Here is a 25760-nt window from a genome sequence, read left to right as displayed (position 1 = left end):
AAAACGCACCAGGTATATTTTTTTGGACCAGTTTCGAGCGAGCGTTCAGTCACTCAAACAGCTGGAAGCAATTCCATTATGAAAATTAATAGATTACAAGGGAGAGATGGCAATGGGAAAGACAGTCATTTTAGCAGGGGCAAGAACACCAATCGGCAAGATGGGAGGAGCGCTCAGCAGCTTCACGGCAAGCCAGCTTGGCGGAATCGCGATTAAAGAAGCACTAGCTCGTGCAGAAGTTAAACCGGAAGAAGTCGGCGAAGTCATCCTCGGCACCGTCCTGCAGGGAGGCCAGGGGCAGCTTCCTTCACGCCAGGCAGCAAGGGCAGCAGGAATCCCGTGGGAAGTGAAAACAGAAACCATCAACAAAGTTTGTGCATCCGGCATGCGCAGCCTGACACTTGGAGACCTGATGATCCGCGCAGGAGAAGAAGAAGTCATTGTAGCGGGCGGTATGGAGTCCATGAGCAACGCACCATATATATTGCCAAAAGCACGCTGGGGTTTCAGGATGGGCGATGGCCAGGTGAAGGATTTGATGATTCACGACGGACTCACTTGCAGCTTTAAGGGAGTTCACATGGGCACTTATGGAAATGAAGTGGCGAAGGAATTCGAAATCAGCCGCGAAGAACAAGACGAGTGGTCTTACCGCAGCCACCAGAAAGCGATTGAAGCCATTGAATCCGGGAAGCTTGCTGAGGAAATCGTTCCGGTTGAGGTACCGCAGCGCAAGGGAGAACCAATCCTTGTTGAGCATGATGAAGCACCAAGAAAGGATACCTCGCTTGAAAAGCTGGCGAAGCTCGGTCCTGTGTTCAATTCAGATGGCACGATCACTGCCGGAAACGCACCAGGTGTCAATGACGGTGCGGCTGCCCTCGTCTTGATGAGCGAAGAGCGAGCACAACGTGAAGGCAGGAAGCCGCAGGCTGTCATCCTTGCCCATGCGGCGATCGCCACAGAAGCGAAGGATTTCCCGAAAACTCCAGGAATTGTCATCAACGAACTGTTGAAGAAGACAGGCAAGTCACTTGAAGAGATCGATCTTTTTGAAATCAACGAAGCTTTTGCGGCAGTAGCGTTGACAAGCGGCCGCATTGCAAACCTTGATCCGGAAAAGATCAACGTGAATGGCGGTGCGGTTGCCCTCGGCCATCCAATCGGAGCGAGCGGAGCGCGCATCATCCTGACTTTGATGCACGAATTGAAGCGCCGCGGCGGCGGGGTCGGCATTGCGGCTATTTGTTCAGGCGGAGGCCAGGGGGATGCAGTGATGATTGAGGTACCTAAACAGTAAAAACTGAATTCAAAGGGGAGTGTAAGGAACTGCCCTCCACCTGAGAAGTTTTTTAATAACTAAGATTAGTGTCTAGCTCCAACGCCTAGCCCCTCGAGTCGCTTGTCTAGTTTCGCCTCCTGGAAACTCCGAAACTTCAACTCCGCCGGCAGAAGCAAAAAGCGCTTCTTTGTCGGAGTCTCCAGTTTCTGCGTTTCTGGGCAGTCGGCTATACATTTCGATTTCGGTCTGCCCAATGAAGTCAAAAAACGACTTCACTGGTCGGCCCTCCAGCGCTTGTCGGGGCTAACCAAGGCGCTTGCGCTTTTCAAATAGGAGGAGAAAGAATGAGTGTGAAAACAATTATGGTTATTGGCGCTGGACAAATGGGCTCAGGTATAGCCCAAGTGTGTGCGCATGCTGGATACAATGTGTTTTTGAATGATCTGAAGCCTGAATTCGTTGAACGCGGTTTGGCTGGAATCAAGAAAAACCTTAACCGCCAGGTAGACAAAGGCAGGATGACAGCTGAGCAGCTTGATGAAGTGGTGGGAAGGATCACGTCTTCATCCGATCTGCATGATGCTAAGAATGTGGATCTGGTAATTGAAGCAGCGGTTGAGAACATGGACATTAAAGCAAAAATCTTCGCCCAGCTCGATGAAATCGCACCGGCACATGCCATCCTTGCTTCCAACACATCCTCATTGCCAATCACTGAAATTGCAGCAGCGACAAAACGTCCGGAGAAAGTCATCGGCATGCACTTCATGAATCCGGTTCCAGTGATGAAGCTGGTTGAAATCATTCGCGGCCTTGCGACGGCCGATGAAGTGTATCAGACAATCGAAGACATCACGAAGACATTGAACAAAGTACCGGTTGAGGTGAACGATTTCCCAGGTTTCGTCTCCAACCGCATCCTGATGCCGATGATCAACGAAGCGATCTACACATTGTACGAGGGAGTCGCGACGAAAGAAGCGATTGACGAAGTCATGAAGCTTGGCATGAACCACCCGATGGGGCCACTGACACTTGCTGACTTCATTGGGCTGGATACTTGCCTTTATATCATGGAGACGCTTCACGAGGGCTTCGGCGATGATAAGTACCGCCCATGCCCGCTGTTAAGAAAGTATGTCAAAGCAGGCTGGCTTGGCAAAAAATCTGGCCGCGGCTTCTACACATACGAATAAAATCCGTGGAACATTCTGTCCATACATAACCGGTCTGGACATGGGAGGGTTATCAATGAATCTCAGATTTACAGAAGAGCAGGAAATGATGCGTAAAATGGTGCGTGATTTCGCGCAAACCGAAATCGCTCCGTTTGTTGAAAAAATGGAAGAGGGCGAGTTCCCGAGGGAGATTTTAAAGAAGATGGGCGAGCTCGGCCTGATGGGAATCCCAGTTCCTGAAGAGTATGGCGGATCGGAAATGGACTTCATCTCCTACATTATCGCCATACATGAAATCTCTAAGGTCAGCGCCACTGTCGGGGTCATTTTGTCGGTCCATACATCAGTCGGCACCAATCCAATCTTATATTTTGGTACTGAAGAACAGAAACAAAAATACGTTCCGAAGCTGGCATCAGGTGAATACCTCGGGGCATTCTGCCTTACGGAGCCGAGCGCAGGCTCTGACGCAGCCAGCCTGAAAACACGTGCTGTCAAAAAGGATGGCCATTATGTCCTGAACGGGTCCAAGGTGTTCATTACGAATGGCGGCGAAGCGGATGTGTATATCGTGTTTGCCTCCACTAATCCGGAAGCAGGTCCGAAAGGTGTATCCGCCTTTATCGTCGAAAAAGATACTCCTGGATTCATCGTCGGAAAAGATGAACACAAGATGGGGCTTTACGGCTCACGTACGGTGCAGCTTACATTCGAAGATATGAAGGTTCCGGAAGAAAACCTGCTTGGAAACGAAGGGGATGGCTTCAAGATTGCAATGAGCAACCTCGACTCTGGCCGCATCGGCATTGCCGCACAGGCACTCGGCATTGCAGAAGCAGCCTTAGAGGCCGCAACTGGCTACGCAAAAGAAAGAGTCCAATTCGGCAAACCAATTGCTGCCCAGCAAGGTGTCGGATTCAAACTGGCCGACATGGCAACGTCCGTCGAAGCTGCGAAGCTATTAATTTATCGAGCAGCCCAGCTAAGGTCAGAAGGCCAAAAATGCGGAATCGAAGCCTCAATGGCTAAGCTTTTCACCTCTAGAACAGCAGTAGAAGTCACCACAGAAGCCATCCAGGTATTCGGCGGCTACGGCTACACGAAAGAATACCCGGTAGAACGCTACTTCCGCGACGCCAAAGTAACCGAAATCTACGAAGGCACCAGCGAAATCCAGAAGATTGTTATTAGCAAGCAGTTGTGAAGCCCTCAACATTAGGTTGGCGGTCGAAAATAGGAAGATCGGATGATAAGGGCTCCAATCGGTTTTTAAAGCTAGTATAAAGCCTAAATATTTAAGGTGTTTATTAGAATATTGAGGTTTTTAAAACTGATTTTTAACAATGTTTTGGCATAAGTTGACTGGAACGGAAGATGCGAGACTCCTCCGAAAATGCTAACGCATTTTCATCGTGCGTGGGCAGTTTCGATGAAGCCAATTCAATGTCCTGCGGGATCAGCGGGACAGGTGAGACCCCACAGGCGCTAGCAGCGCAGAGGAGGCTCACCGCCCGCCCCGCGGAAAGCGAGCATCCTGGAGTGGAAGTCACAATTACTCTAATAGCAACAACAATATGAACGCAGCCTTAGACAAAAGAATATCAATTTAAAACGACAAGTAACGGAGGAATGAAAAATGAATTTCCGATTATCCGAAGAGCATGAAATGATCCGAAAAATGGTCCGTGATTTTGCAAAGAACGAAGTGGCTCCGACAGCTGCTGAGCGTGACGAAGAGGAACGCTTTGACCGTGAGATTTTTGACAAGATGGCAGAGCTTGGCCTGACAGGAATTCCATGGCCGGAAGAATACGGCGGAATTGGCAGTGACTATCTTGCTTACTGCATCGCCGTTGAAGAGCTTTCCCGCGTCTGCGCATCCACGGGTGTCATGCTTTCCGCTCATACTTCACTTGCCGGCTGGCCGATTTACAAGTTTGGCAGCGAAGAGCAGAAGCAAAAATACTTAAGGCCAATGGCTGAAGGAAAGAGCATTGGCGCTTATGGCTTGACTGAGCCTGGCAGTGGTTCTGATGCAGGTGCGATGAGAACGACTGCGAAAGAAGACGGCGACCACTATGTATTGAATGGTTCCAAGATTTTCATCACAAACGGCGGCGTGGCTGATATCTATGTTGTGTTCGCGCTGACTGATCCGTCTAGCAAGCATAAAGGAACCACAGCTTTTATCGTGGAAAACGACTTCCCTGGATTCTCCGTCGGCAAGAAGGAGAAGAAACTCGGCATCCGTTCATCTCCTACAACGGAAATCATTTTTGAAGACTGCCGCGTTCCAAAGGAAAACATCCTTGGTGAAGTTGGCGAAGGCTTCAAGATCGCGATGATGACGCTTGATGGCGGCCGTAACGGAATCGCTGCCCAGGCTGTCGGTATTGCCCAGGGTGCGCTGGATGCGGCTGTTGGTTATGCGAAAGAGCGCCAGCAATTCGGCAAGCCGATTGCGGCTAACCAGGGCATCGGCTTCAAGCTGGCTGACATGGCTACTTCCGTCGAAGCTTCAAGACTATTAACCTACCAGGCTGCATGGCTCGAGTCTGAGGGACTTCCTTACGGCAAGGAATCCGCGATGTCCAAGTTATTTGCCGGCGATACGGCAATGAAGGTGACAACGGAAGCTGTTCAGGTATTCGGCGGCTACGGCTACACGAAGGACTATCCGGTTGAGCGCTTCATGCGCGATGCAAAAATCACGCAGATTTACGAAGGTACTCAGGAAATCCAGCGTCTCGTCATCTCCAGGATGCTGACGAAATAAGGCGTAGGACAAGGCGGGTAGAAGAGAGATGAAAAAGCGAGAAGTGCAGGCGTCCGTAAAAGATGAGCGACTTGTGAAAAAGAGGCGCGACCAGATGATCAAAGGGGCCGTAACCCTCTTCAAAGAGAAGGGCTTCCATCGTACGACCACCAGAGAGATTGCCCGGGCTTCAGGCTTTAGCATCGGCACGCTTTATGAATATATCCGTACGAAGGAAGATGTGCTTTACCTTGTCTGCGACAGCATTTATGACGAGGTGCGAGACCGCCTTCAGGAAAACCTCGACCCGAACAAAGGGACACTCGAGGGACTGAAGGTCGGAATCGCCAACTATTTCAAGGTCATGGATGACCTCCAGGACGAAGTGCTTGTCATGTACCAGGAGGTCAAGTCGCTGACAAAGGACGCCCTTCCATACGTGCTGAAAAAGGAAATCGAAATGGTGGGGATGTTTGAGGACGTCATCCAGCGCTGCGTCGAAAATGGCGAGCTGGACCTGGATGAAAAACAGGTCAAAATCATCGCCCATGATATTTTCGTCCAGGGGCAGATGTGGGGATTCCGCCGCTGGGCACTAAGAAAGCTGTATACGCTCGAAGAGTATACCGAGCTGCAGACCGAACTGCTTTTTAAGGGGATAAAGGGGTCGGAAATGAAATTAGGAACAGGAGGAACAAAATGAGTATGCCGGAAATGTATAAGCCAAAGAACCATATTCGCTTTGTGACAGCTTCAAGCTTGTTTGACGGCCACGATGCCTCAATCAATATCATGCGCAGGATCCTCCAGTCATTAGGGGCTGAGGTCATCCACCTTGGACATAACCGTTCTGTTGAAGAGGTTGTAAATGCTGCGATCCAGGAAGACGCACAGGGAATTGCGATTTCTTCCTACCAGGGAGGACATGTCGAGTATTTTAAATATATGTATGACCTTCTGAAGGAGAAAGGATCTTCCCACATCCGCATTTACGGCGGAGGCGGAGGCGTCATCATTCCTCGGGAAATAAAAGAACTTCATGAATACGGCATCGCGAGGATTTTTTCGCCGGAAGACGGCAGGAAATACGGGCTTAATGGCATGATCGAGCAGATGATCAAGGAATGCGATTTCCCAACGGTCACAGCAGAGGGTGTTGAGGAAATCGAAAAGCTTGAAGCAGGTGACCCGAATGCGGTTGCCAAGCTGATCACGCTTGCCGAGCAGCATGTCGGTTCGGAAAAAGAAATAGCAGCTGCTGTGGAATCCTTGATGGAAAAAGTCAAGACGATGACAAAATCAGTTCCTGTAGTCGGAATCACAGGTACTGGCGGCTCTGGTAAAAGCTCATTGACGGATGAATTGATCCGACGCTTCATCAATGAAATTCCTGAAAAACGGGTAGCGATCCTGTCAGTTGATCCAACCAAGCAAAAAACAGGCGGAGCTCTCCTTGGAGACAGAATCCGCATGAACGCGATTTTCTCTCCTCGCGTATACATGCGCAGCCTTGCAACAAGAAAATCGAAATCGGAGCTTTCGCTGGCGATCAGAGATGCGATTGATGTGGTCAAAGCGGCTGGCTTTGATTTGGTCATCGTCGAAACGAGCGGAATCGGCCAGGGAGATGCAGGAATTACCGAGGTCTGCGATGTTTCAATGTATATAATGACGAGCGAATTCGGCGCTCCTTCACAGCTGGAAAAAATCGATATGATCGATTACGCTGACTTGATTGTCATCAATAAATTCGAGCGTAAAGGTTCTGAGGACGCAAAGCGCCAGGTACAGAAGCAGTATCAACGAAGTCATGTCCTTTTTGACAAAGACCTTGATGAAATGCCTGTATACGGCACCATTGCCAGCCAGTTCAATGACCCGGGTACGAACGCTTTGTTTGCAGCATTGGTCAACAAAATCAATCAAAAGGCCGGCACGGACTGGACAACATCCTTCTCGACAAATGCAGTAGTAGAGAAGCAAAATGTCATCATCCCGAATGACCGTCGTTATTATCTCCGTGAAATCTCGGAAACGGTTCGCGGCTACCATAAGCATGCAGCAGAGCAGGCAGAGCTTGCGCGCAGATTTTTCCAGATTGAAGGAACGATCGAGGCTGTAAAAGAACGTGAAACAAACAGCGAAGTGCTTTCCTCCCTTCAGGTACTAAAAGAAGAAGTCGAGAAGAAACTGACACCTGAATCGAAAAACATCATTGAAAACTGGGAAACATTGAAGGAAAAGTATAGTGCCGACCAATTTGTGACGAAGATCCGCGACAAGGAGATCGTCACTGAGCTAAGAACAAAGAGCTTGTCGGGTTTAAGCATCCCTAAAGTGGCATTGCCAAAGTATAAAGATTACGGCGAGATTTTGCGCTGGGTTTATCTTGAGAATGTACCAGGCAGCTTCCCGTATACAGCGGGAGTATTCCCTTTCAAGCGCGAGGGCGAGGATCCAAAGCGCCAGTTTGCAGGTGAAGGTACACCAGAACGGACAAACCGCCGTTTCCACTATTTGTCGAAGGATGATAACGCGAAGCGTCTCAGCACTGCGTTTGATTCGGTTACTTTATATGGTGAAGACCCAGATTACCGTCCGGATATTTATGGCAAGGTCGGCGAGAGCGGCGTCAGCGTTTGTTCGCTTGACGACATGAAAAAGCTGTATGCCGGTTTTGACCTTTGCCATCCGTCCACGTCTGTGTCGATGACCATCAATGGTCCGGCGCCAATCATCCTGGCCATGTTCATGAACACGGCAATCGAACAGCAGGTGGAAAAGAAGGAACAAGAGCTTGGCCGCAAGCTGAACGATCAAGAGTTTGCACAAGTGAAGGAAATGACGCTCCAGACCGTCCGCGGAACTGTACAGGCAGATATTTTAAAAGAGGACCAGGGACAAAATACGTGTATCTTCTCTACGGAATTCGCTCTCCGAATGATGGGCGACATCCAGCAGTATTTTATCGATGAGAAGGTGCGAAACTACTATTCTGTATCGATTTCCGGCTACCATATCGCAGAAGCAGGCGCGAACCCGATTTCCCAGCTGGCGTTCACGCTTTCCAACGGCTTCACATATGTAGAGTACTATTTGAGCAGAGGCATGAAGATCGATGACTTTGCACCGAATCTGAGCTTCTTCTTCTCAAATGGCCTTGATCCTGAGTATTCAGTGATCGGCCGTGTTGCTCGCAGAATTTGGGCGACAGTCATGAAGAACAAGTATGGTGCGAACGAGCGAAGCCAGAAGCTGAAGTACCATATCCAGACATCTGGCCGTTCCTTGCATGCACAGGAAATCGACTTCAATGATATCCGTACGACACTTCAGGCATTGATGGCACTGCATGATAACTGCAACTCGCTTCATACAAATGCCTATGACGAGGCAATAACTACACCGACAGAGGAATCTGTACGCCGTGCGATGGCGATTCAGATGATCATCACGAAGGAACATGGATTGACGAAAAACGAGAATCCGCTGCAAGGGGCGTTCATCATTGAAGAACTGACCGATCTTGTTGAAGAAGCAGTCCTTCAGGAATTCGAACGGATCAATGACCGCGGAGGCGTTCTTGGTGCAATGGAGACACAATACCAGCGCGGAAAAATCCAGGATGAATCCATGTACTATGAAATGAAGAAGCATTCAGGAGAACTGCCAATCATCGGCGTGAACACATACCTGAATCCAAATCCTCCATCCGAAGAGGAAATCGACAAGATGGAGCTTGCTCGTGCAACAACTGAGGAAAAAGAAACCCAGATCCGCAACCTTGAAACATTCAAGGATAAAAACAAGGATCAATCCGAAGAAGCACTTAAGCGCCTGAAAGAAACAGCAGTCAACGGTGGTAACATCTTCGCCGAACTCATGGAAACCGTAAAATACGCAAGCCTTGGCCAAATCACAAGAGCCCTTTACGAAGTAGGCGGCCAGTTCCGCAGGAATATGTAATGTGTTGATTATTAAGGAATAGTTATTTTAAATCTCTCGATTGTAGTGGAAGGCGCAAAGACTCCTCCAAAAGTGCTAACTCATTTCCATAGTGCGTGGGCGGATTCGAAGAAGCTGCTCAATGTCCTGCGGGAAGAGCAAGTCATGGAAGACCCGCAGGCGCGTTTAGCGCCGAAGAGGCTCCCAGACTGCCCGCGGAAAGCGAAGCGCCTGGAACGGAAATCAATAGTCTGCATATCCAGAGTTTAAAAAAACTGAGATGGTGTATATATGTAGAACGTGGCACCGAAATCCTTTGCAATTGGATCAAGATGCAAGATGGCTTATAGGCAACTATGAGCCATCTTGTTTTTATTGTTTTTTTCAAAAGGGGTTTGTAAAAGTGATTGTTGTTATTATACTTTGTTTATTGTAGTGGAAGGTGCGAAGACTCCTGCGGGAGCATGGGACAGGGGAGACCCCGCAGGCGGTATCAACGCCGAGGAGGCTCCCCGGGCCACCCCCGGAAAGCGAAGCACCTGGAACGAAAATAAAAGCCTTCCTGAACTAAAATAGACATTCTAGAAGAAGAAAACAGTCATAAAATTAATTTTTTCATATCTTTTTCCATATAATCTTTTATATAATCGAGTTATTACTTGATACATACGAACTACTTCAGGATGTGAAAATATTGAGATCGGTGTTGCTTACGGCTGTAGCTGTGATGGCGGCTGCAGCACTTTACTATTTGTATCAGCGTCAGCTTGGGGCGGTATCATTTTTCATCCTTTCCATCGTTTTCTTTTCCCTGGCTTACTTGCAGCTTTCAAAAAGAAAAAGGGCAGGCTCTGGAAAAGCTGGAAAGGGAAGCGAAAAAAGACGGGAAAACGGCAGATAAAACTAGCATAAAGGTTTAGAATTTGTTTATAATGTAGAATATGCATTCTGGGATATTTTCCTTGTTTTTCGGACGCAAGGCCAATATTGGCCTGGAATAGAGAAAGGAAGTGCGAAGGTTGAGCGTAAACCAATACTCAAAAGAAGAGCTTCAAGAGATGTCTATGATTGAAGTTGCCTATGAAATTTTAAAAGAGAAGAAGCAGGCGATCACTTTCCAAGAACTGATGGCAGAGATCAAGAGTGTCATGGAATTGGACGAGGCTGAAGCTACTGAAAAAATGGTTCAGTTTTATACAGATATAAACATAGATGGACGCTTCATGTCCCAGGGAGAAGGGCGCTGGGGACTTCGCGTCTGGTATCCTGTTGACCAGATCGAGGAAGACAATGTCACAACCGTCAAGCCTAAGAAGAAGAAGGCGAAGAAAGCGGTCGATGAGGATGATCTCGATCTTGACGAGTTCGATGAAATCGACGAGGAAGATCTGGATTACGATGATATCGATGACTTCGAGGAAGACGATGATGAAGATGATCTTCTCGATGACGATGATGATGATGATGAGGAAGAATTCGACGAAGACCTCGAAGATACAGAAGACTTTGATGAAGACGAGGAGCTTCTGGACGAAGAGGACGACGAAGAACTGCCGCTTGAAGATGAGGACCTGGACGAGGACGAAGAACTGTAATTACCGGCTTGACTTTTGCTAAGTCCGCCTGTAGAATACTTTTTGGGCTCCTTAAAAAAGGACAATTATGTAAAACATTAGCAAAACGCTCCCCATACGATGTATGCGGGGCGTTTTTTTATTTTGTGCAAATTGTTGAAAACCCCCGGTCAAAATGGCTTGCGGGCCAAGTGAACAGGTGAAAAATTTTATTAATAAATCAATTAAACAGGTACATATTGTACAAACTGTTTGATGAGGGGGATTACACAAATGGCAAAGTATATTTTTGTAACAGGCGGCGTCGTTTCGTCTCTAGGTAAAGGAATCACTGCAGCATCTCTTGGAAGATTGCTGAAGAACAGGGGCATGAATGTAACAATCCAGAAGTTCGACCCATATATCAACGTCGACCCGGGGACAATGAGCCCTTACCAGCACGGGGAAGTATTCGTGACAGACGATGGCGCTGAAACGGATCTTGACCTTGGCCACTACGAGCGCTTCATCGATATTAACCTGAACAAATACTCAAACGTGACAACAGGAAAAATCTATTCCACTGTCCTGAAAAAGGAACGCCGCGGCGACTACCTGGGCGGTACGGTACAGGTTATCCCGCATATCACGAATGAAATCAAAGACAAGGTTTTCCGTGCAGGCAAAGAAACAGGCGCAGACGTGGTCATCACGGAAATCGGCGGTACAGTAGGGGACATCGAATCTCTGCCGTTCCTTGAAGCGATCCGTCAGATCAAGAATGATGTCGGCCGTGACAATGTCATGTACATCCACTGTACATTGGTTCCTTACATCAAGGCAGCCGGCGAAATGAAGACAAAGCCAACCCAGCACAGCGTAAAAGAATTGCGCAGCCTGGGTATCCAGCCAAACATCATCGTTCTTCGTACAGAAATGCCAATTTCACAGGATATGAAGGACAAGATTGCTCTTTTCTGCGATATCGATAAGGAAGCAGTAATTGAAGCGGCAGATGCGGATACACTTTACTCGATTCCGCTTGCGCTTCAGGAGCAGAACATGGACCAGCTTGTTTGTGATCACTTCAAGCTTGATTGCGGTGAAGCAGACATGACCGAGTGGAATGCGCTTGTTGAAAAAGTAACACACCTTTCGGATAAAACAAGAATCGCGTTAGTCGGTAAATATGTTGAGCTTCAGGATGCTTACATTTCTGTTGTTGAATCTCTGAAGCACGCAGGATATGCATTTGACAGCGACATCGAAATCAAATGGGTCAACTCTGAGGAAGTAACGCAAGAAAACGTCGAGCAGCTTCTGAATGACGTGGATGGAATCCTTGTGCCGGGCGGCTTTGGCGACCGGGGAATCGAAGGGAAAATCCTTGCGACGAAATATGCGCGCGAGAACAAAGTGCCATTTTTCGGCATCTGCCTTGGCATGCAGCTTGCGACCGTTGAATTCGCACGCCACGTTCTTGGCCTGAAGGATGCTCACTCAGCAGAAATCCTGCCAGGAACGCCATACCCAATCATCGACCTTCTGCCAGAACAGAAGGACATCGAAGACCTTGGCGGAACGCTTCGCCTGGGACTATATCCATGTAAACTTGCTGAAGATACAAAAGCCTTCGCTGCTTACAATGACGATCTCATCTATGAGCGCCACCGCCATCGCTACGAGTTCAACAACGAATACCGTCAGGCAATGGAAAAAGAAGGCTTCATCTTCTCTGGGACAAGCCCGGATGGCCGTCTAGTCGAAATTATTGAACTGAAGGACCACCCTTGGTTCCTTGCATCCCAGTTCCACCCGGAATTCACATCAAGACCAACACGCCCACAGCCATTATTCAGGGACTTCATTGAAGCATCAATCAAGTCACGTAAGTAATTGGCTGGAAAACAGGAAAAAAGCCGGTGATAAGCACCGGCTTTTTTGCATTGTGAGAGAAAACTTATTTTGATTACAGGTCTGGACAATTAGTACTCCTCTAAAATTTCCTCAATCGTGAACTTCAAACCGAAGTACACATAAAGTGCAGCCATCGAAGTTGGGTAGCCGACTCTGTTCCCAGATTCGTCTGGAAGAAGTCCTTTCTTGATCCGCAAATCAATGTGGACATCGGCTAACCCATTCAGGCTGTCCGCCTTATCTTCATGCCGGACTGTGGAAATCGCTACAAATGGGATTCCATTTTCCTGTAACTGGCGCGCAATCCCTACAGCTTCTTCGTCATCATTGTAGCGGCTGACAATCAAGACACGATCTGCCGATTCCAGTTCAACTTCCCCTGTAAAAATAGCAGCAGCTTGCAGCGGTTCTTCGCCGTAAACGGCTTCAACTCCGACTGCCTGCATTTCTTTTGTCCCGAAAATATAAATCTTGCCTTGTCCGGCAGCAGCCTGTGCGAGCAGGCGCGCTCCATCCTCGATCGAGAATTCTTCTTTATCCTGGAGCCTGTTGAACAAGCCTGTCAATTGTGTCGAAAACATTTTTAACATAATAGCACCTCCGTCTTTGCCAATTCTGATTATAAAGTACTACAATGAAAATAAAAAAGCATCTGCCGAAAAATACTTTGAATATATGGCAGGAATTTCAAGATTTTTAACGAATAGTGTAAATGGTGATAAGACGAAAACCGTTTCCAGGACAAAAACATTTACCAATATACTACATTATTAGGGGGAAGAGGCGGCATGAAAGAAAAAATACTTATAGTTGACGACCAGTTTGGCATCAGAATTCTACTTAATGAAGTGCTGCAAAAAGAAGGTTATCAAACATATCAGGCTGCAAATGGCGTCCAGGCCCTGGAAATCGTTAAAAACATCCACCGGATCTGGTCCTTTTGGACATGAAGATTCCTGGAATGGATGGAATTGAAATATTAAAGAGAATGAAGGTCATCGATCCAGACATCCGCGTCATCATCATGACGGCTTATGGTGAGCTTGACATGATCCAGGAAGCCATGGATTTGGGTGCACTGACACACTTTGCCAAGCCGTTCGATATCGACGACATTCGTGCAGCGGTAAAAAAATATTCACAAACTGTATCCTAAATACATAAAAGCCCTCTCATTGTTTGGGAGGGTTTTTTCGACCGGAAAAGCGAGTTTCCAGACTAGTGAAACTATTGGTAGCGCTTGCTTTATAGCATTTTTATGACACTTGTAAAATCAGGGCCTGAACGATGGCAATTCTGATTTTCTTTTGGTATGATACATATGAATTCCAAAGGATCATTTCGTTTTGGCGAAAGCCTTCTCGGGTACATAATCAAAAGCAGAGAAGGAAAACCTTTAAAAGGGCAGTATAGTCAAAAGTAGTATGATCATAACGAAGGAGGAAAAACGATGCCTTTAGTTTCAATGACAGAAATGCTGAAAAAAGCGAATGCAGAAGGCTACGCTGTTGGGCAATTTAACTTAAATAACCTTGAGTTCACTCAAGCGATCCTTCAGGCTGCAGAAGCTGAGAAGTCACCAGTTATCCTTGGTGTTTCCGAAGGTGCTGCACGCTACATGGGCGGCTTCAAGACAGTTGTAAAAATGGTAGAAGGTTTGATGGAGGACTATAAAATCACAGTTCCTGTCGCAATCCACCTTGACCATGGTTCAAGCTTCGATAAGTGTAAAGAAGCAATCGACGCAGGCTTCACGTCTGTCATGATCGACGCTTCCCACGGTCCTTTCGAAGAGAACGTTGAAATTACTTCAAAAGTGGTAGAATACGCTCATTCAAAGGGTGTTTCTGTTGAAGCTGAATTAGGAGTAGTCGGCGGACAAGAAGATGACGTCGTTGCAGATGGTGTTATCTATGCTGATCCTCAAGAGTGTGAAGAACTTGTTAAGCGCACAGGTATTGACTGCCTTGCTCCAGCACTGGGATCTGTTCACGGCCCTTACAAAGGTGAACCAAACCTTGGTTTCAAAGAAATGGAAGAAATCAACAAAACTGCTGGCGTACCATTGGTATTGCACGGCGGAACTGGAATCCCAACAAAGGATATCCAGAAGTCCATCTCTTTCGGAACAGCTAAAATCAATGTTAATACTGAAAACCAAATTGCTTCAGCGAAGGTTGTCCGCCAGGTATTGGCTGAGAAGCCTAACGAGTATGACCCACGTAAATACCTTGGACCAGCTCGCGACGCAATCAAGGAAACTGTAATCGGCAAAATGCGCGAATTCGGTTCTTCCAACAAAGCGTAAAAGCAATAAAAGTTTGTTATAATAAAACCGCCTTAAATAAGGCGGTTTTTATCCATTTATAAAATTATGAATGTTTTAAATTCACTTAGAGAAGTGTCCAGCTTCAGCGCCTAGCCCCTCGAGTCGCTTCGGTCCGCCCAATGAAAGTCAAAGAACGACTTCACTGTTCGGCCCTCCACCGCTTGTCGGGGCTGACCAAGGCGCTTGCGCATTTCTTGATATGATTGAAAATTTTGTCGACTGGAGGCGTTTACAAATGAAGTTTTTTATCGATACTGCCAATATGGAGGAAATTCGCGAAGCATACTCCCTGGGAATCCTATCAGGTGTCACAACCAACCCATCCCTTGTGGCAAAAGAAAAGAATGTTAAGTTTGAAGACCGACTGAAAGAAATCACTGAGCTGGTACCTGGTTCCGTCAGTGCAGAAGTCATCGCGCTTGATGCAGAGGGAATGATCAAAGAGGGCAAGGAGCTAGCGGCAATCGCTCCAAACATTACCATCAAGGTTCCAATGACCCCAGACGGTCTCAAGGCTGTTTCCGCTTTTTCAAAAGAAGGAATCAAGACAAACGTAACCCTTGTATTCAGCGCCAACCAGGCATTGCTGGCAGCAAGAGCGGGAGCTACATTCGTATCTCCATTCCTTGGACGCCTGGATGACATCGGCCACAATGGACTCGACCTGATTTCAACGATCGCCGACATCTTCACGATCCACGGAATCGAAACAGAAATCATCGCTGCTTCCATTCGCCACCCGCAGCACGTCACAGACGCAGCACTAAGAGGCGCACACATCGCAACCGTGCCATACAAAGTCATCCAGCAAATGTTCAGCCACCCGCTCACAGACAAAGGAATCGAAGCCTTCCTAAAAGACTGGGAAACACGCGGACAGTAACTTTTTTACTATGCTAAAGAAATGCGCTATTGCATTGATCAGCGGCCTAGGTGAGACCCCGCAGGAGCAAAGCGACGAGGACGCTTACCGGTCGCCCCGCGGAAAGCGAGTACCCGGAGCGGAAAACAACGGTCATCTCAGGAAGTTTTCCCCAATTCAAACTTTTTTGCATTTTATTACATGAAATTGGGAATATCGTGTAAACTAGAGGAATAGAAAACTCCCGGAATCTGTCTATATTAAATGGAAAAATATGACTTTTATGATTTCGGTATAATTCAAATTAAAAGACGAGCCTATATCGGTCTTAGCTGTACATTGTTTGCATCTCCAGCTTGACCTTAATACATCACGGCTTAGAAGGGAGTCAAAAATGGAAAAGCTTAAGATTGCAGGCGGTTATCCTTTAAAAGGAACTGTTCGGGTCAGCGGCGCGAAAAACAGTGCCGTAGCCTTGATCCCCGCAACGATTTTAGCTGAATCGCCTGTAACCATAGAAGGTTTGCCGGATATTTCCGATGTTCATATGCTCAAGGACTTGATGGAGGAAATCGGCGGTTCTGTTGAATTCTCTAACAATGAAATGACGGTGGATCCGTCTTCCATGATTTCCATGCCTTTGCCGAATGGAAAAGTGAAAAAGCTGCGAGCTTCTTACTACTTGATGGGAGCGATGCTTGGCCGTTTCAAAAAGGCTGTCATTGGACTGCCAGGCGGCTGCCATTTGGGGCCAAGGCCGATCGACCAGCATATAAAAGGATTTGAAGCACTTGGTGCGAGTGTCACGAATGAGCAGGGCGCAATCTACCTGCGTGCAGATGAGCTCCGCGGCGCGCGCATTTACCTGGACGTCGTCAGCGTAGGGGCAACGATCAACATCATGCTTGCCGCTGTCCGCGCAAAAGGTCGCACGATCATTGAAAACGCGGCGAAGGAACCGGAAATCATTGATGTCGCAACTTTGCTTACCAATATGGGAGCTAAGATCAAAGGGGCGGGAACTGACGTTATCCGTATCGATGGCGTCGACGAGCTTCACGGCTGCCGCCACACGATCATCCCTGACCGTATCGAGGCGGGGACTTACTTAATTCTTGGTGCAGCGATTGGCGATGGGGTAACGATTGATAATGTCATCCCGCAGCATATTGAGTCACTTGTGGCCAAGCTGAAGGAAATGGGCGCCCGTATCGAAGCGAGTGACGAGCAAATCTATGTCGCACCTGCTGAGAAATATAAAGCTGTTGATATCAAAACGCTTGTTTATCCTGGTTTTCCGACAGACTTGCAGCAGCCGTTCACGTCACTGCTTACGAGGGCTGAAGGTTCCAGTGTCGTAACAGATACGATTTATGGAGCACGCTTCAAGCATATCGACGAGCTTAGAAGAATGAATGCCAATATCAAGGTGGAAGGCAGATCGGCGATTATCAGCGGACCTGTCAAACTGCAGGGAGCCAAAGTGAAGGCAAGCGACCTCCGTGCCGGAGCGGCATTGGTCATTGCTGGCCTGATGGCAGAGGGAGTCACTGAAATCACGGGTGTCGACCATATCGACCGAGGCTACAGCCATATCGTTGATAAGCTGAATGGGCTCGGTGCCACAATTTGGCGTGAAGATATGACATCTGAAGAGCAAGAAGAAGTAAAAAAATCATAAAAAGTATAGTACAATAGAGCTGTACAATACAAATAGTGGTGCTAATGCTTACCGAAATCGTAGAATGGTATAACCTATTTGATTATCAAGCCGTTGACTTCGGCTGTATCAAAGCTTCACTTCCTAATCAGTTCGGGACTTAAACGGCAGCGAGGAGAATGCTGATTTATGATAGGACTGTATACGAAGCGAATGAGAGGTATACCTTTTTCGGCAGACATTAGCCCTTTCATGATTAGGGGATGATCATATGGAACGTAGCTTAACGATGGAGCTTGTCCGCGTGACAGAGGCGGCCGCGCTTGCTTCAGCCCGCTGGATGGGCCGCGGGAAAAAAGATGAAGCTGATGATGCGGCAACGTCGGCAATGAGAGATGTGTTTGACACCATCCCGATGAAAGGTACAGTCGTGATCGGTGAAGGAGAAATGGATGAAGCGCCGATGCTGTATATCGGCGAAAAGCTTGGGACAGGCTATGGCCCTCGCCTTGATGTGGCGGTCGATCCTCTGGAAGGAACGAACATTGTCGCGTCTGGCGGCTGGAATGCCCTTGCAGTCCTTGCAGTTGCAGATAATGGCAACCTGCTTCACGCGCCGGATATGTACATGGATAAACTTGCGGTAGGTCCGGAGGCGGTAGGAATGGTTGATATCAATGCTTCCGTTCTTGATAATCTGAAGGCTGTGGCAAAAGCGAAGAACAAGGACATTGAAGATGTAGTGGCAACAGTATTGAATCGTCCTCGCCATGAACACATCATTGCCCAGCTTCGCGATGCAGGAGCAAGAATCAAGTTGATCAATGACGGCGATGTCGCTGGCGCAATCAACACAGCGTTTGATTTTACTGGCGTGGATATCCTGTTCGGTTCAGGCGGAGCACCTGAGGGTGTAATCGCAGCAGTTGCTTTAAAAAGCCTCGGCGGCGAAATCCAGGGTAAATTGCTTCCACAAAATGAGGCAGAACTTGAGCGCTGCAAAAAGATGGGCATCGATGTCAATAAAGTCCTTCTTATGGAAGACTTCGTCCGCGGAGATGACGCGATTTTCGCAGCAACCGGCGTAACAGATGGCGAATTGCTCAAGGGAGTCCAGTTCAAAGGCTCTTACGGCTCTACACACTCTGTTGTCATGCGCGCAAAATCAGGCACAGTCCGCTTCATTGAAGGCCAGCACAGCCTGAAGAAAAAGCCGCATTTGGTCATGAAATCATAATGTTTTTTTAAAACTGCATGCAAACCCTTACAAATCAGCTTCCTTTATCGCATTCTGTAGATAAAGGGAGCTGATTAAAAATAGATTGATTATTTTTCCTGTTTAAGGGTAAAATGAGAATTTGAAAGCACACTTAACGTAAACCTTCATTAAATCCTTCTTACATCCTTCAAAGGAAACTCATTTCTTCTTTTTCCATCCATACGCTAGAAATCTTAATACTTTTTATGGGGGAAATCGAAATATTTTAAGGCGTGGTGACATTATGGAAGTAAATATTTCAAGCTTAGAAAATATGAAATTAAAAGAGCTTTATGAACTCGCAAAGGAATATAAAGTTTCTTACTACAGCAAATTGTCGAAAAAAGAACTCATTTTTGCGATTTTAAAAGCGCGTGCGGAACAACAGGGTTATTTTTTCATGGAAGGTGTCCTGGAAATCATCCAGTCGGAGGGCTTTGGCTTCCTGCGCCCGATCAACTACTCACCGAGTTCTGAGGACATTTACATCTCGGCATCGCAGATTCGCCGCTTTGATCTGAGGAACGGTGACAAGGTTTCAGGGAAAGTTCGTCCTCCTAAGGAAAATGAACGCTATTTCGGCCTGCTTCAAGTAGAGGCAGTCAATGGGGATGACCCTGAATCGGCGAAGGAAAGGGTTCACTTCCCGGGCTTGACGCCATTGTATCCTGACCGCCAGATGAAGCTGGAAACCACACACAACAAAGTTTCCACAAGAATCATGGATGTCCTGGCACCTGTCGGCTTCGGTCAGCGCGGGTTGATCGTCGCTCCGCCAAAGGCCGGTAAGACGATGCTGATCAAAGAAATTGCCAACAGCATCACGACGAACCATCCTGAAGCGGAACTGATTGTCCTGCTGATCGATGAGCGTCCGGAAGAAGTAACCGATATCGAGCGTTCTGTTGCCGGCGATGTCGTCAGCTCGACGTTTGATGAAGTGCCTGAAAACCATATCAAGGTCGCGGAGCTTGTACTTGAGCGCGCGATGCGCCTTGTCGAGCATAAGCGCGATGTCATCATCCTGATGGACAGCATCACTCGTCTCGCTCGAGCCTACAACCTTGTCATCCCGCCAAGCGGACGTACTTTGTCCGGCGGTATCGACCCTGCGGCGTTCCACCGTCCAAAGCGCTTCTTCGGTGCGGCGCGTAACATCGAGGAAGGCGGCAGTCTGACCATCCTTGCGACAGCACTAGTGGATACAGGTTCCCGTATGGACGATGTCATTTATGAAGAATTCAAGGGAACAGGCAACATGGAGCTTCACCTTGACCGTTCACTTGCTGAGAGAAGGATCTTCCCGGCAATCGACATCCGTCGCTCTGGAACACGCAAAGAGGAGCTGCTCATTCCGAAGGATCATCTGGACAAGCTCTGGGCAATCCGAAAATCGATGTCCGATTCACCGGATTTCGCGGAAAAGTTCCTGCGTAAGCTGAGACAGTCCAAGTCCAACGAAGACTTCTTCGCTGTTCTTGGTGAGGAAATGAAGGGCAATGCCAAGCGCCAGTAATTTCCTTTTTGTGGAATAGAAAACAAGCTTGAAAAATATAAGAACAGTTGTTATACTATGTACAGTGTGTTTTTACAAAAACGGTATGAACATGGTTCGCCGTTGATTATAACTCTGTTTCGAATGATTCAGGGCGGAAGGAGATGAAAAGAATGAAATCAGGAATTCATCCAAACTACAAAACAGTTAAGGTGACTTGCGCTTGCGGAAACGAATTTGAAACTGGTTCTGTAAAGAACGAGATCAAAGTTGAAACTTGCTCTGAGTGCCACCCATTCTATACTGGACGTCAAAAGTTTGCTGAAGCTGGCGGACGTGTTGACCGCTTCAACAAAAAGTACGGTCTTAAAAACAACCAGTAATATAAGAAATCCTAAAACAGGCAAGAAGCTTTGTGACTTGCCTGTTTTTTATTTTGACTCTTTTTGAGAATGATATAGGGTACATAAATCCGAAAAATTTAATTTTATGAACTTTATTTTTGTATCTGGATTCAGCGTCGTTTTTTGTTATAATGGAAAAAGCTGAAAAAAAGTGTCGACTTTTTGCCCAGGCTTTTTTCGTACCTTTATGGCATGAAGAAGCCGTAACTCTACGAAAGCAGCTTTTTGTTTAAAGCCCCGTTCCCGCGCCAAAAGCGCTTGAGCGATTCATTTTTTCCAAGCGAGGAAGGAGAGGCCGACCATGTACGTTATGAAACAAAGCGGTTGGATCGAACTGATCTGCGGCAGCATGTTTTCCGGAAAATCCGAGGAACTGATCCGCCGCGTACGCAGAACGCAATTTGCCAAGCAAAAAATTGCTGTTTTCAAGCCTGCGATTGATAACCGCTACAGCGAAGAATCGGTTGTATCACACAACGGAACTGCAGTTACTGCAAAGCCTATTGCCAACTCTACTGATATTTTCAAGCATATCACCCCAGAAATCGATGTGATTGCCATCGATGAAGTCCAATTCTTTGACAATGAAATCCTTCCGGTCGTCCAGCACCTGGCGGACAGCGGATACCGCGTGATCGTCGCCGGTCTTGATCAGGATTTCCGCGGCGAGCCATTCGGGCAGATGCCGGCATTGATGGCTGTTGCTGAAAATGTGACCAAGCTCCAGGCTGTTTGTGCCGTTTGCGGATCGCCTGCAAGCCGTACACAGCGCCTGATCAACGGTAAGCCAGCCTCTTATGATGATCCCGTCATACTCGTTGGTGCGTCAGAAGCATATGAACCACGCTGCAGGCACCATCACGAAGTCCCAAAGTCACCAAACGAACTGAAAATCGAGAAAACGACAGAAAGCTTAACATAAATGAAGGAATCCTCCCGTAATGGGGGGATTTTTTTGTGGGAATTTACAGCTGGCAAAATTATTCTTTTAATAAAGCAGGTTATTTGCACGAACATAGGCCATAATTGCACAAAACAAGTTTGGATTCTCTCGATAATCCACAATAATTGCACGAAACTCCTGCATAATTGCGTCTTCATCCAAAAATAGGAAATAGAAACCTCCTTCAGCCTTCCGCATGCAGTGCAGAAAAAAGGGCAAGCTAACAACGGGAGGTGCCATAATTTGAAAAAATTAATGATGTTCCTTATGTTAGCGATGCTGTTTGTTTCAGGATGTGTGCAGGATAACGATGAGTCGGTTTATGACAAGGGTGAGGACCAGGCGGGTATGGACTTGAACAGGGAAAATGACGGTGTCCGCCGTGGAGATGGACCGAACTTTGCCCGCGACCTGAATGACGGTATGACGATGGGCGATCAAAACCCTAATTTGCTGAATACCGACAACGAGAACCACCACAGTTTTTCCCAGGATGTCCAGAAAGCGAAGGATGTTATTTCCGAGGCGGGCTATGAGCCGGAGCAAATATGGATCAACGGTGGGGCCATGAATATAACGGCCAGGCCGGAAGAGCGCGTGGCGAGAAAAGAACGGAATCGTGCCGAGAAACTGTTGCAATCCAAGCTGACACAAGCATTGCCGCGCTATGAAATTAACTTGAATGTTGAGTATTAATTGCAATGACAAAAGCATGCACTGGCATGCTTTTTCTATTTGGCTTTGACTGAGGGTAGCTCCTATACTATAATTAGAATGTTATGCTGTGCAGAATTTAGAGCCTGAACAGGCCAGTTTTTATAAAATTGTATGCAAGGATATGAAAATAGAGGTGAGTGTCCGTGTTTGATCGTCTTCAAGCAGTTGAGGATCGTTATGAAAGATTGAATGAGCTGTTGAGTGACCCGGAAATTGTCAATGATTCGAAAAAACTCCGCGAGTATTCGAAGGAGCAGTCTGACATCCAGGAAACGGTCATGGCTTATCGTGAATATAAGGAAGTAAAAGAGCAATTGTCAGAAGCGAAAGCGATGCTCGAGGATAAGCTCGATGCAGATATGCGCGAAATGGTAAAAGAAGAAATCTCCGAGCTTGAGCCGCGTCTTGAAGAGCTTGAAGCTCGCATTAAAATTCTTCTGATTCCAAAGGACCCTAATGATGACAAGAACGTAATCATGGAAATCCGCGGTGCTGCTGGCGGTGACGAGGCTGCCCTGTTTGCCGGCGACCTTTACAGAATGTACAGCCGCTACGCGGAATCGCAGGGCTGGAAAACGGAAGTCATCGACGCTTCAACTACTGGAGTGGGCGGCTTCAAGGAAATCATTTTCATGATCAACGGAAATGGCGCGTATTCAAAATTGAAGTTCGAAAATGGTGCGCACCGAGTCCAGCGTGTTCCTGAAACAGAATCAGGCGGCCGGATCCACACGTCCACTGCGACTGTAGCGTGCCTTCCTGAAGCAGAAGAAGTGGAAATCGAGCTGCATGACAAAGACATTCGCTTTGATGCATTTGCATCAAGTGGTGCCGGCGGCCAGTCCGTTAACACGACGATGTCAGCTGTCCGTCTGACTCACATTCCAACAGGGATCGTGGTATCCTGCCAGGATGAAAAATCCCAGCACAAGAACAAAGACAAGGCGATGAAGGTACTTCGCGCGCGTGTTTACGACAAGTTCCAGCAGGAAGCACAGGCAGAGTACGACCAGGTGCGTAAATCGGCCGTTGGTACTGGTGACCGATCCGAGCGTATCCGTACGTACAACTTCCCGCAAAACCGTGTGACCGACCACCGCATCGGCCTGACCATCCAAAAGCTTGACCAGATTCTTCAGGGCAAGATGGATGAAATCATCGACGCATTGATTTTAGAAGACCAGTCTCAACGACTTGAGAGTGCGAACAATGAGTAATCTCAAAATGTATGAAGCCCTCAATTGGGCTTCTTCTTTTTTAAAAGAGAATAATCGGGAAGAGTTCGCCGGCGAGCTCCTGCTTCGCCACTATTCAGGGTTGTCCCGCACGTCGATGCTGGCGATGATGCGCGATGAACTTGATCCGGATGTCTGGATTGAGTTTCAGGCAGCAGTAAAAAGGCATGCGGAAGGTGAACCGATCCAATATATCATCGGCTCTGAGGAGTTTTACGGCCGCTGCTTTGAGGTGAATGAGTATGTGCTGATTCCAAGGCCGGAGACTGAAGAGCTTGTTTATGGCACGCTTCAGCGGCTGGAAAAGCTTTTTCCAGGAAGAAATGATATCGAGCTGGTCGATGTCGGCACTGGCAGCGGAGCGATTTCAGTGACCTTGAAGCTGGAAAATCCGGAATTGAAGGTAAGTGCTACCGACCTTTCAGAGGATGCACTGGGGATGGCGCGGAAAAACGCCAGCAAGCTCGGCGCGGAAATCTCGTTTCTCCAGGGCGACCTATTGCAGCCGCTGCTTTTACAAAAGAAGAAAGTCGATGCAGTCATCTCGAATCCGCCGTATATCCCGATTGCCGACCAGGAGTGGATGTCGGACGTCGTCACCGAGCATGAGCCGCATTTGGCGCTGTTTGCCGGGGAAGATGGTCTCGACCTTTATCGCCGGTTCATGGACGAGCTGCCGCTTGTGTTGAAGGAAAAGGCACTCGTCGGCTTTGAAATCGGGGCCGGCCAGGGTGAAGCGGTTCGTGCGCTTCTGGAAAAAACCTTCCCACATGCAAAGGTGGAAATTGTGTTTGATATCAATGGCAAGGACCGGATGGTATTTGCTGAAATGGACTCCTGATAAAAAAGGAGTCCATTTTTTTTCAAAATTACTAGTTTAAGAATCTATCAAACTGTCCACACTGTGACTAGTGAAGGGATGGTGCGAAAGATGATGATGAAAAAATCAGCAGCAATCATATATATACTCCTATTATGTGCAGGTACGATGTTAAGTTTATATACACCTAAAAATGAAGTGACTGCGAAGGAAGCAATGGTGATCCCGAACGAGGCAATCAGGCTGAGGATCCTCGCGGAAAGCGACCTGGAAAAAGACCAGGAGATCAAGAGACTTGTCCGTGATGCGGTAAACGCGGAAATCACGAAATGGGTCCAGGACCTGACATCGATCGAAGCGGCAAGAGACGTGATCAAATCAAAGCTGCCGGAAATCCAGGCAATTGCGGAAGAGGTTGTAGCTGCCCAGGGTTCGAACCAATCAGTAAAAACGGAATTTGACAAAGTGCAGTTCCCGACGAAACTATACGGCCAGTTCTTATACCCGGCAGGAGAGTATGAAGCCATCCTGATCACACTGGGCGAAGGGGAAGGGGCCAACTGGTGGTGTGTGCTCTATCCGCCGCTATGCTTCCTCGATTTCTCAAACGGCGAAGCAACAAGTGAAGGCTTCGATGAGAACGAAAGCAAAGGCGATGTAAAAGTAGATGCAGAAGAGGAAGAAGCAGACCGTGAAAAAGATGCAAAAAAAGCTAAAAAAGATAAAAAACCAGTCTATGAAGGCAGCGAGGAAGAAGAAGTAGAAGTTTCATTCTTCCTGGTGGAGATTTGGAACAGGATTTTCGGTTAAAAAATGCCCCTGCGGTATCCGCAGGGGCATTTTACGTCTCGTTTTCAGCGAATCTAAAAATATATCGACCACATTATCAAATATATCAGCGGATTTTAAATTATATCGACCACATTATCAAATATATCAGCGGATTTTTGAATATATCGACCACATTTTCAAATATATCAGCGGATTTTTAAATATATCGACCAGATCCATGTAGATATCGACCAGGCTGGATTTTATGGGTGAAGAATCAGCAAGCAAACTTCTTAAATATTCTGCGCATACCTGTCATCCGGAATCTTGTTGAGCATCACGTATAGAGTGACAGGCTCGGACCCGGTGTTTTTATAGGCAAGCTCTTCGCTGCCGCTCACATGGACGGTTTCGTTCGCCGCAGCAGCTATTTCCTCTCCATTGATGGTAAAAGTGCCTTCACCCTGCATCGTTAAAATGAACACTTCTGTGCCGGGATGGGTGTGCTTTGGAAGCTCCTGGCCTGGCATGAAGTTTAATAGAAAGACGGTACTTTCTCCTTTTTTAAAGACGATGCGCTTCGTAAAACGTTCCTCACTGAATTCCTGATATTGGGTTAGCGATTGTTTTTCCATG

At 47.4% G+C, this 25760-nt stretch carries 22 protein-coding genes and 1 pseudogene; 21 read left to right on the top strand and 2 right to left on the bottom strand.

Annotated features, from left to right (window positions below):
- Positions 1 to 112 precede the first annotated feature (112 nt).
- The 9 genes from EJA10_RS11550 (at position 113) to EJA10_RS11510 (ending at position 12609) form a co-directional block, all read left to right on the top strand.
- Positions 113 to 1300: an acetyl-CoA C-acetyltransferase gene (locus tag EJA10_RS11550; protein WP_125480158.1), complete on the top strand. Its 1188-nt coding sequence runs from the start codon at positions 113 to 115 to the stop codon at positions 1298 to 1300.
- A 326-nt stretch (positions 1301 to 1626) separates the two neighbouring features.
- A complete protein-coding gene (locus EJA10_RS11545) occupies positions 1627 to 2478 on the top strand; it encodes a 3-hydroxybutyryl-CoA dehydrogenase (RefSeq protein WP_125480157.1) in 852 nt (283 codons plus the stop codon).
- Between the two features lie 55 nt (positions 2479 to 2533).
- Entirely contained in the window at positions 2534 to 3664 is a 1131-nt protein-coding gene (locus tag EJA10_RS11540; RefSeq protein ID WP_125480156.1) for an acyl-CoA dehydrogenase, read from the top strand.
- Between the two features lie 432 nt (positions 3665 to 4096).
- Positions 4097 to 5236, top strand: a complete 1140-nt coding sequence (locus EJA10_RS11535) for an acyl-CoA dehydrogenase (RefSeq protein ID WP_125480155.1) — start codon at positions 4097 to 4099, stop codon at positions 5234 to 5236.
- A 28-nt stretch (positions 5237 to 5264) separates the two neighbouring features.
- Positions 5265 to 5918, top strand: coding sequence for a TetR/AcrR family transcriptional regulator (locus EJA10_RS11530; protein ID WP_125480154.1), 654 nt, complete (start codon positions 5265 to 5267; stop codon positions 5916 to 5918).
- Between the two features lie 2 nt (positions 5919 to 5920).
- Positions 5921 to 9181 (top strand): fused isobutyryl-CoA mutase/GTPase IcmF, encoded by a 3261-nt coding sequence (icmF, locus tag EJA10_RS11525; RefSeq protein WP_125480256.1) that lies wholly within the window; start codon positions 5921 to 5923, stop codon positions 9179 to 9181.
- A gap of 682 nt (positions 9182 to 9863) precedes the next feature.
- Positions 9864 to 10061 (top strand): hypothetical protein, encoded by a 198-nt coding sequence (locus EJA10_RS11520; RefSeq protein ID WP_246017769.1) that lies wholly within the window; start codon positions 9864 to 9866, stop codon positions 10059 to 10061.
- Positions 10062 to 10179: 118 nt separating this feature from the next.
- Complete coding sequence (gene rpoE, locus EJA10_RS11515) at positions 10180 to 10755, top strand: DNA-directed RNA polymerase subunit delta (protein WP_125480152.1); 576 nt, start codon at positions 10180 to 10182, stop codon at positions 10753 to 10755.
- Positions 10756 to 11007: 252 nt separating this feature from the next.
- A complete protein-coding gene (locus EJA10_RS11510; RefSeq protein WP_125480151.1) occupies positions 11008 to 12609 on the top strand; it encodes a CTP synthase in 1602 nt (533 codons plus the stop codon).
- An 89-nt stretch (positions 12610 to 12698) separates the two neighbouring features.
- On the opposite strand, the gene EJA10_RS11505 is transcribed toward EJA10_RS11510, so the two are convergent.
- Complete coding sequence (locus tag EJA10_RS11505; protein WP_125480150.1) at positions 12699 to 13220, bottom strand: DUF2529 domain-containing protein; 522 nt, start codon at positions 13218 to 13220, stop codon at positions 12699 to 12701.
- A gap of 198 nt (positions 13221 to 13418) precedes the next feature.
- Here EJA10_RS11505 and EJA10_RS11500 point away from each other — a divergent pair.
- The 12 genes and pseudogenes from EJA10_RS11500 to spoIIR all read left to right on the top strand — a co-directional run bounded on the left by EJA10_RS11500 (position 13419) and on the right by spoIIR (position 25163).
- A pseudogene (locus tag EJA10_RS11500) lies at positions 13419 to 13786 on the top strand (response regulator).
- A gap of 294 nt (positions 13787 to 14080) precedes the next feature.
- Positions 14081 to 14938 (top strand): class II fructose-bisphosphate aldolase, encoded by an 858-nt coding sequence (locus EJA10_RS11495; RefSeq protein WP_125480149.1) that lies wholly within the window; start codon positions 14081 to 14083, stop codon positions 14936 to 14938.
- Between the two features lie 256 nt (positions 14939 to 15194).
- A complete protein-coding gene (gene fsa, locus EJA10_RS11490; protein WP_125480148.1) occupies positions 15195 to 15842 on the top strand; it encodes a fructose-6-phosphate aldolase in 648 nt (215 codons plus the stop codon).
- A gap of 373 nt (positions 15843 to 16215) precedes the next feature.
- Positions 16216 to 17502, top strand: a complete 1287-nt coding sequence (locus tag EJA10_RS11485) for a UDP-N-acetylglucosamine 1-carboxyvinyltransferase (protein WP_125480147.1) — start codon at positions 16216 to 16218, stop codon at positions 17500 to 17502.
- A 250-nt stretch (positions 17503 to 17752) separates the two neighbouring features.
- Positions 17753 to 18718, top strand: coding sequence for a class II fructose-bisphosphatase (gene glpX, locus EJA10_RS11480; protein ID WP_125480146.1), 966 nt, complete (start codon positions 17753 to 17755; stop codon positions 18716 to 18718).
- 265 nt (positions 18719 to 18983) lie between these two features.
- Positions 18984 to 20255 carry a transcription termination factor Rho gene (rho, locus tag EJA10_RS11475; RefSeq protein WP_125480145.1) on the top strand — a complete coding sequence of 424 codons (1272 nt, stop codon included), beginning with the start codon at positions 18984 to 18986 and terminating at the stop codon, positions 20253 to 20255.
- A 152-nt stretch (positions 20256 to 20407) separates the two neighbouring features.
- Positions 20408 to 20617 (top strand): 50S ribosomal protein L31, encoded by a 210-nt coding sequence (rpmE, locus tag EJA10_RS11470; RefSeq protein WP_125480144.1) that lies wholly within the window; start codon positions 20408 to 20410, stop codon positions 20615 to 20617.
- A gap of 322 nt (positions 20618 to 20939) precedes the next feature.
- Positions 20940 to 21560, top strand: coding sequence for a thymidine kinase (locus tag EJA10_RS11465; protein ID WP_125480143.1), 621 nt, complete (start codon positions 20940 to 20942; stop codon positions 21558 to 21560).
- A gap of 264 nt (positions 21561 to 21824) precedes the next feature.
- A complete protein-coding gene (locus EJA10_RS11460) occupies positions 21825 to 22277 on the top strand; it encodes a hypothetical protein (RefSeq protein WP_125480142.1) in 453 nt (150 codons plus the stop codon).
- A gap of 164 nt (positions 22278 to 22441) precedes the next feature.
- Complete coding sequence (gene prfA, locus EJA10_RS11455) at positions 22442 to 23515, top strand: peptide chain release factor 1 (RefSeq protein WP_125480141.1); 1074 nt, start codon at positions 22442 to 22444, stop codon at positions 23513 to 23515.
- Entirely contained in the window at positions 23508 to 24374 is an 867-nt protein-coding gene (gene prmC / locus EJA10_RS11450) for a peptide chain release factor N(5)-glutamine methyltransferase (protein WP_125480140.1), read from the top strand. Before prfA ends, prmC begins: the two co-directional genes overlap by 8 nt.
- A 93-nt stretch (positions 24375 to 24467) precedes the next feature.
- The gene (gene spoIIR / locus EJA10_RS11445; protein WP_246017768.1) at positions 24468 to 25163 is read left to right on the top strand and encodes a stage II sporulation protein R; all 696 of its coding nucleotides are present in this window, start codon (positions 24468 to 24470) and stop codon (positions 25161 to 25163) included.
- 254 nt (positions 25164 to 25417) lie between these two features.
- Here the strand turns inward: spoIIR and EJA10_RS11440 are convergent, their stop codons facing one another.
- Positions 25418 to 25759: a cupin domain-containing protein gene (locus EJA10_RS11440; RefSeq protein WP_125480138.1), complete on the bottom strand. Its 342-nt coding sequence runs from the start codon at positions 25757 to 25759 to the stop codon at positions 25418 to 25420.
- Between the last annotated feature and the right edge of the window lies 1 nt (position 25760).

Source organism: Mesobacillus subterraneus, assembly GCF_003937825.1.
GTDB lineage: Bacteria > Bacillota > Bacilli > Bacillales > Cytobacillaceae > Mesobacillus > Mesobacillus subterraneus.
This window is presented reverse-complemented; position numbering and strand designations above follow the sequence as displayed.

What these genes read in the sequence shown, in the direction of transcription:
- EJA10_RS11550 (WP_125480158.1), top strand. Translation starts at nt 113, where the DNA reads ATGGGAAAGACAGTCATTTTAGCAGGGGCAAGAACACCAATCGGCAAG.
- EJA10_RS11545 (WP_125480157.1), top strand. Translation starts at nt 1,627, where the DNA reads ATGAGTGTGAAAACAATTATGGTTATTGGCGCTGGACAAATGGGCTCA.
- EJA10_RS11540 (WP_125480156.1), top strand. Translation starts at nt 2,534, where the DNA reads ATGAATCTCAGATTTACAGAAGAGCAGGAAATGATGCGTAAAATGGTG.
- EJA10_RS11535 (WP_125480155.1), top strand. Translation starts at nt 4,097, where the DNA reads ATGAATTTCCGATTATCCGAAGAGCATGAAATGATCCGAAAAATGGTC.
- EJA10_RS11530 (WP_125480154.1), top strand. Translation starts at nt 5,265, where the DNA reads ATGAAAAAGCGAGAAGTGCAGGCGTCCGTAAAAGATGAGCGACTTGTG.
- icmF (WP_125480256.1), top strand. Translation starts at nt 5,921, where the DNA reads ATGCCGGAAATGTATAAGCCAAAGAACCATATTCGCTTTGTGACAGCT.
- EJA10_RS11510 (WP_125480151.1), top strand. Translation starts at nt 11,008, where the DNA reads ATGGCAAAGTATATTTTTGTAACAGGCGGCGTCGTTTCGTCTCTAGGT.
- EJA10_RS11505 (WP_125480150.1), bottom strand. Translation starts at nt 13,220, where the DNA reads ATGTTAAAAATGTTTTCGACACAATTGACAGGCTTGTTCAACAGGCTC.
- EJA10_RS11495 (WP_125480149.1), top strand. Translation starts at nt 14,081, where the DNA reads ATGCCTTTAGTTTCAATGACAGAAATGCTGAAAAAAGCGAATGCAGAA.
- fsa (WP_125480148.1), top strand. Translation starts at nt 15,195, where the DNA reads ATGAAGTTTTTTATCGATACTGCCAATATGGAGGAAATTCGCGAAGCA.
- EJA10_RS11485 (WP_125480147.1), top strand. Translation starts at nt 16,216, where the DNA reads ATGGAAAAGCTTAAGATTGCAGGCGGTTATCCTTTAAAAGGAACTGTT.
- glpX (WP_125480146.1), top strand. Translation starts at nt 17,753, where the DNA reads ATGGAACGTAGCTTAACGATGGAGCTTGTCCGCGTGACAGAGGCGGCC.
- rho (WP_125480145.1), top strand. Translation starts at nt 18,984, where the DNA reads ATGGAAGTAAATATTTCAAGCTTAGAAAATATGAAATTAAAAGAGCTT.
- rpmE (WP_125480144.1), top strand. Translation starts at nt 20,408, where the DNA reads ATGAAATCAGGAATTCATCCAAACTACAAAACAGTTAAGGTGACTTGC.
- EJA10_RS11465 (WP_125480143.1), top strand. Translation starts at nt 20,940, where the DNA reads ATGTACGTTATGAAACAAAGCGGTTGGATCGAACTGATCTGCGGCAGC.
- prmC (WP_125480140.1), top strand. Translation starts at nt 23,508, where the DNA reads ATGAGTAATCTCAAAATGTATGAAGCCCTCAATTGGGCTTCTTCTTTT.
- spoIIR (WP_246017768.1), top strand. Translation starts at nt 24,468, where the DNA reads ATGATGAAAAAATCAGCAGCAATCATATATATACTCCTATTATGTGCA.
- EJA10_RS11440 (WP_125480138.1), bottom strand. Translation starts at nt 25,759, where the DNA reads ATGGAAAAACAATCGCTAACCCAATATCAGGAATTCAGTGAGGAACGT.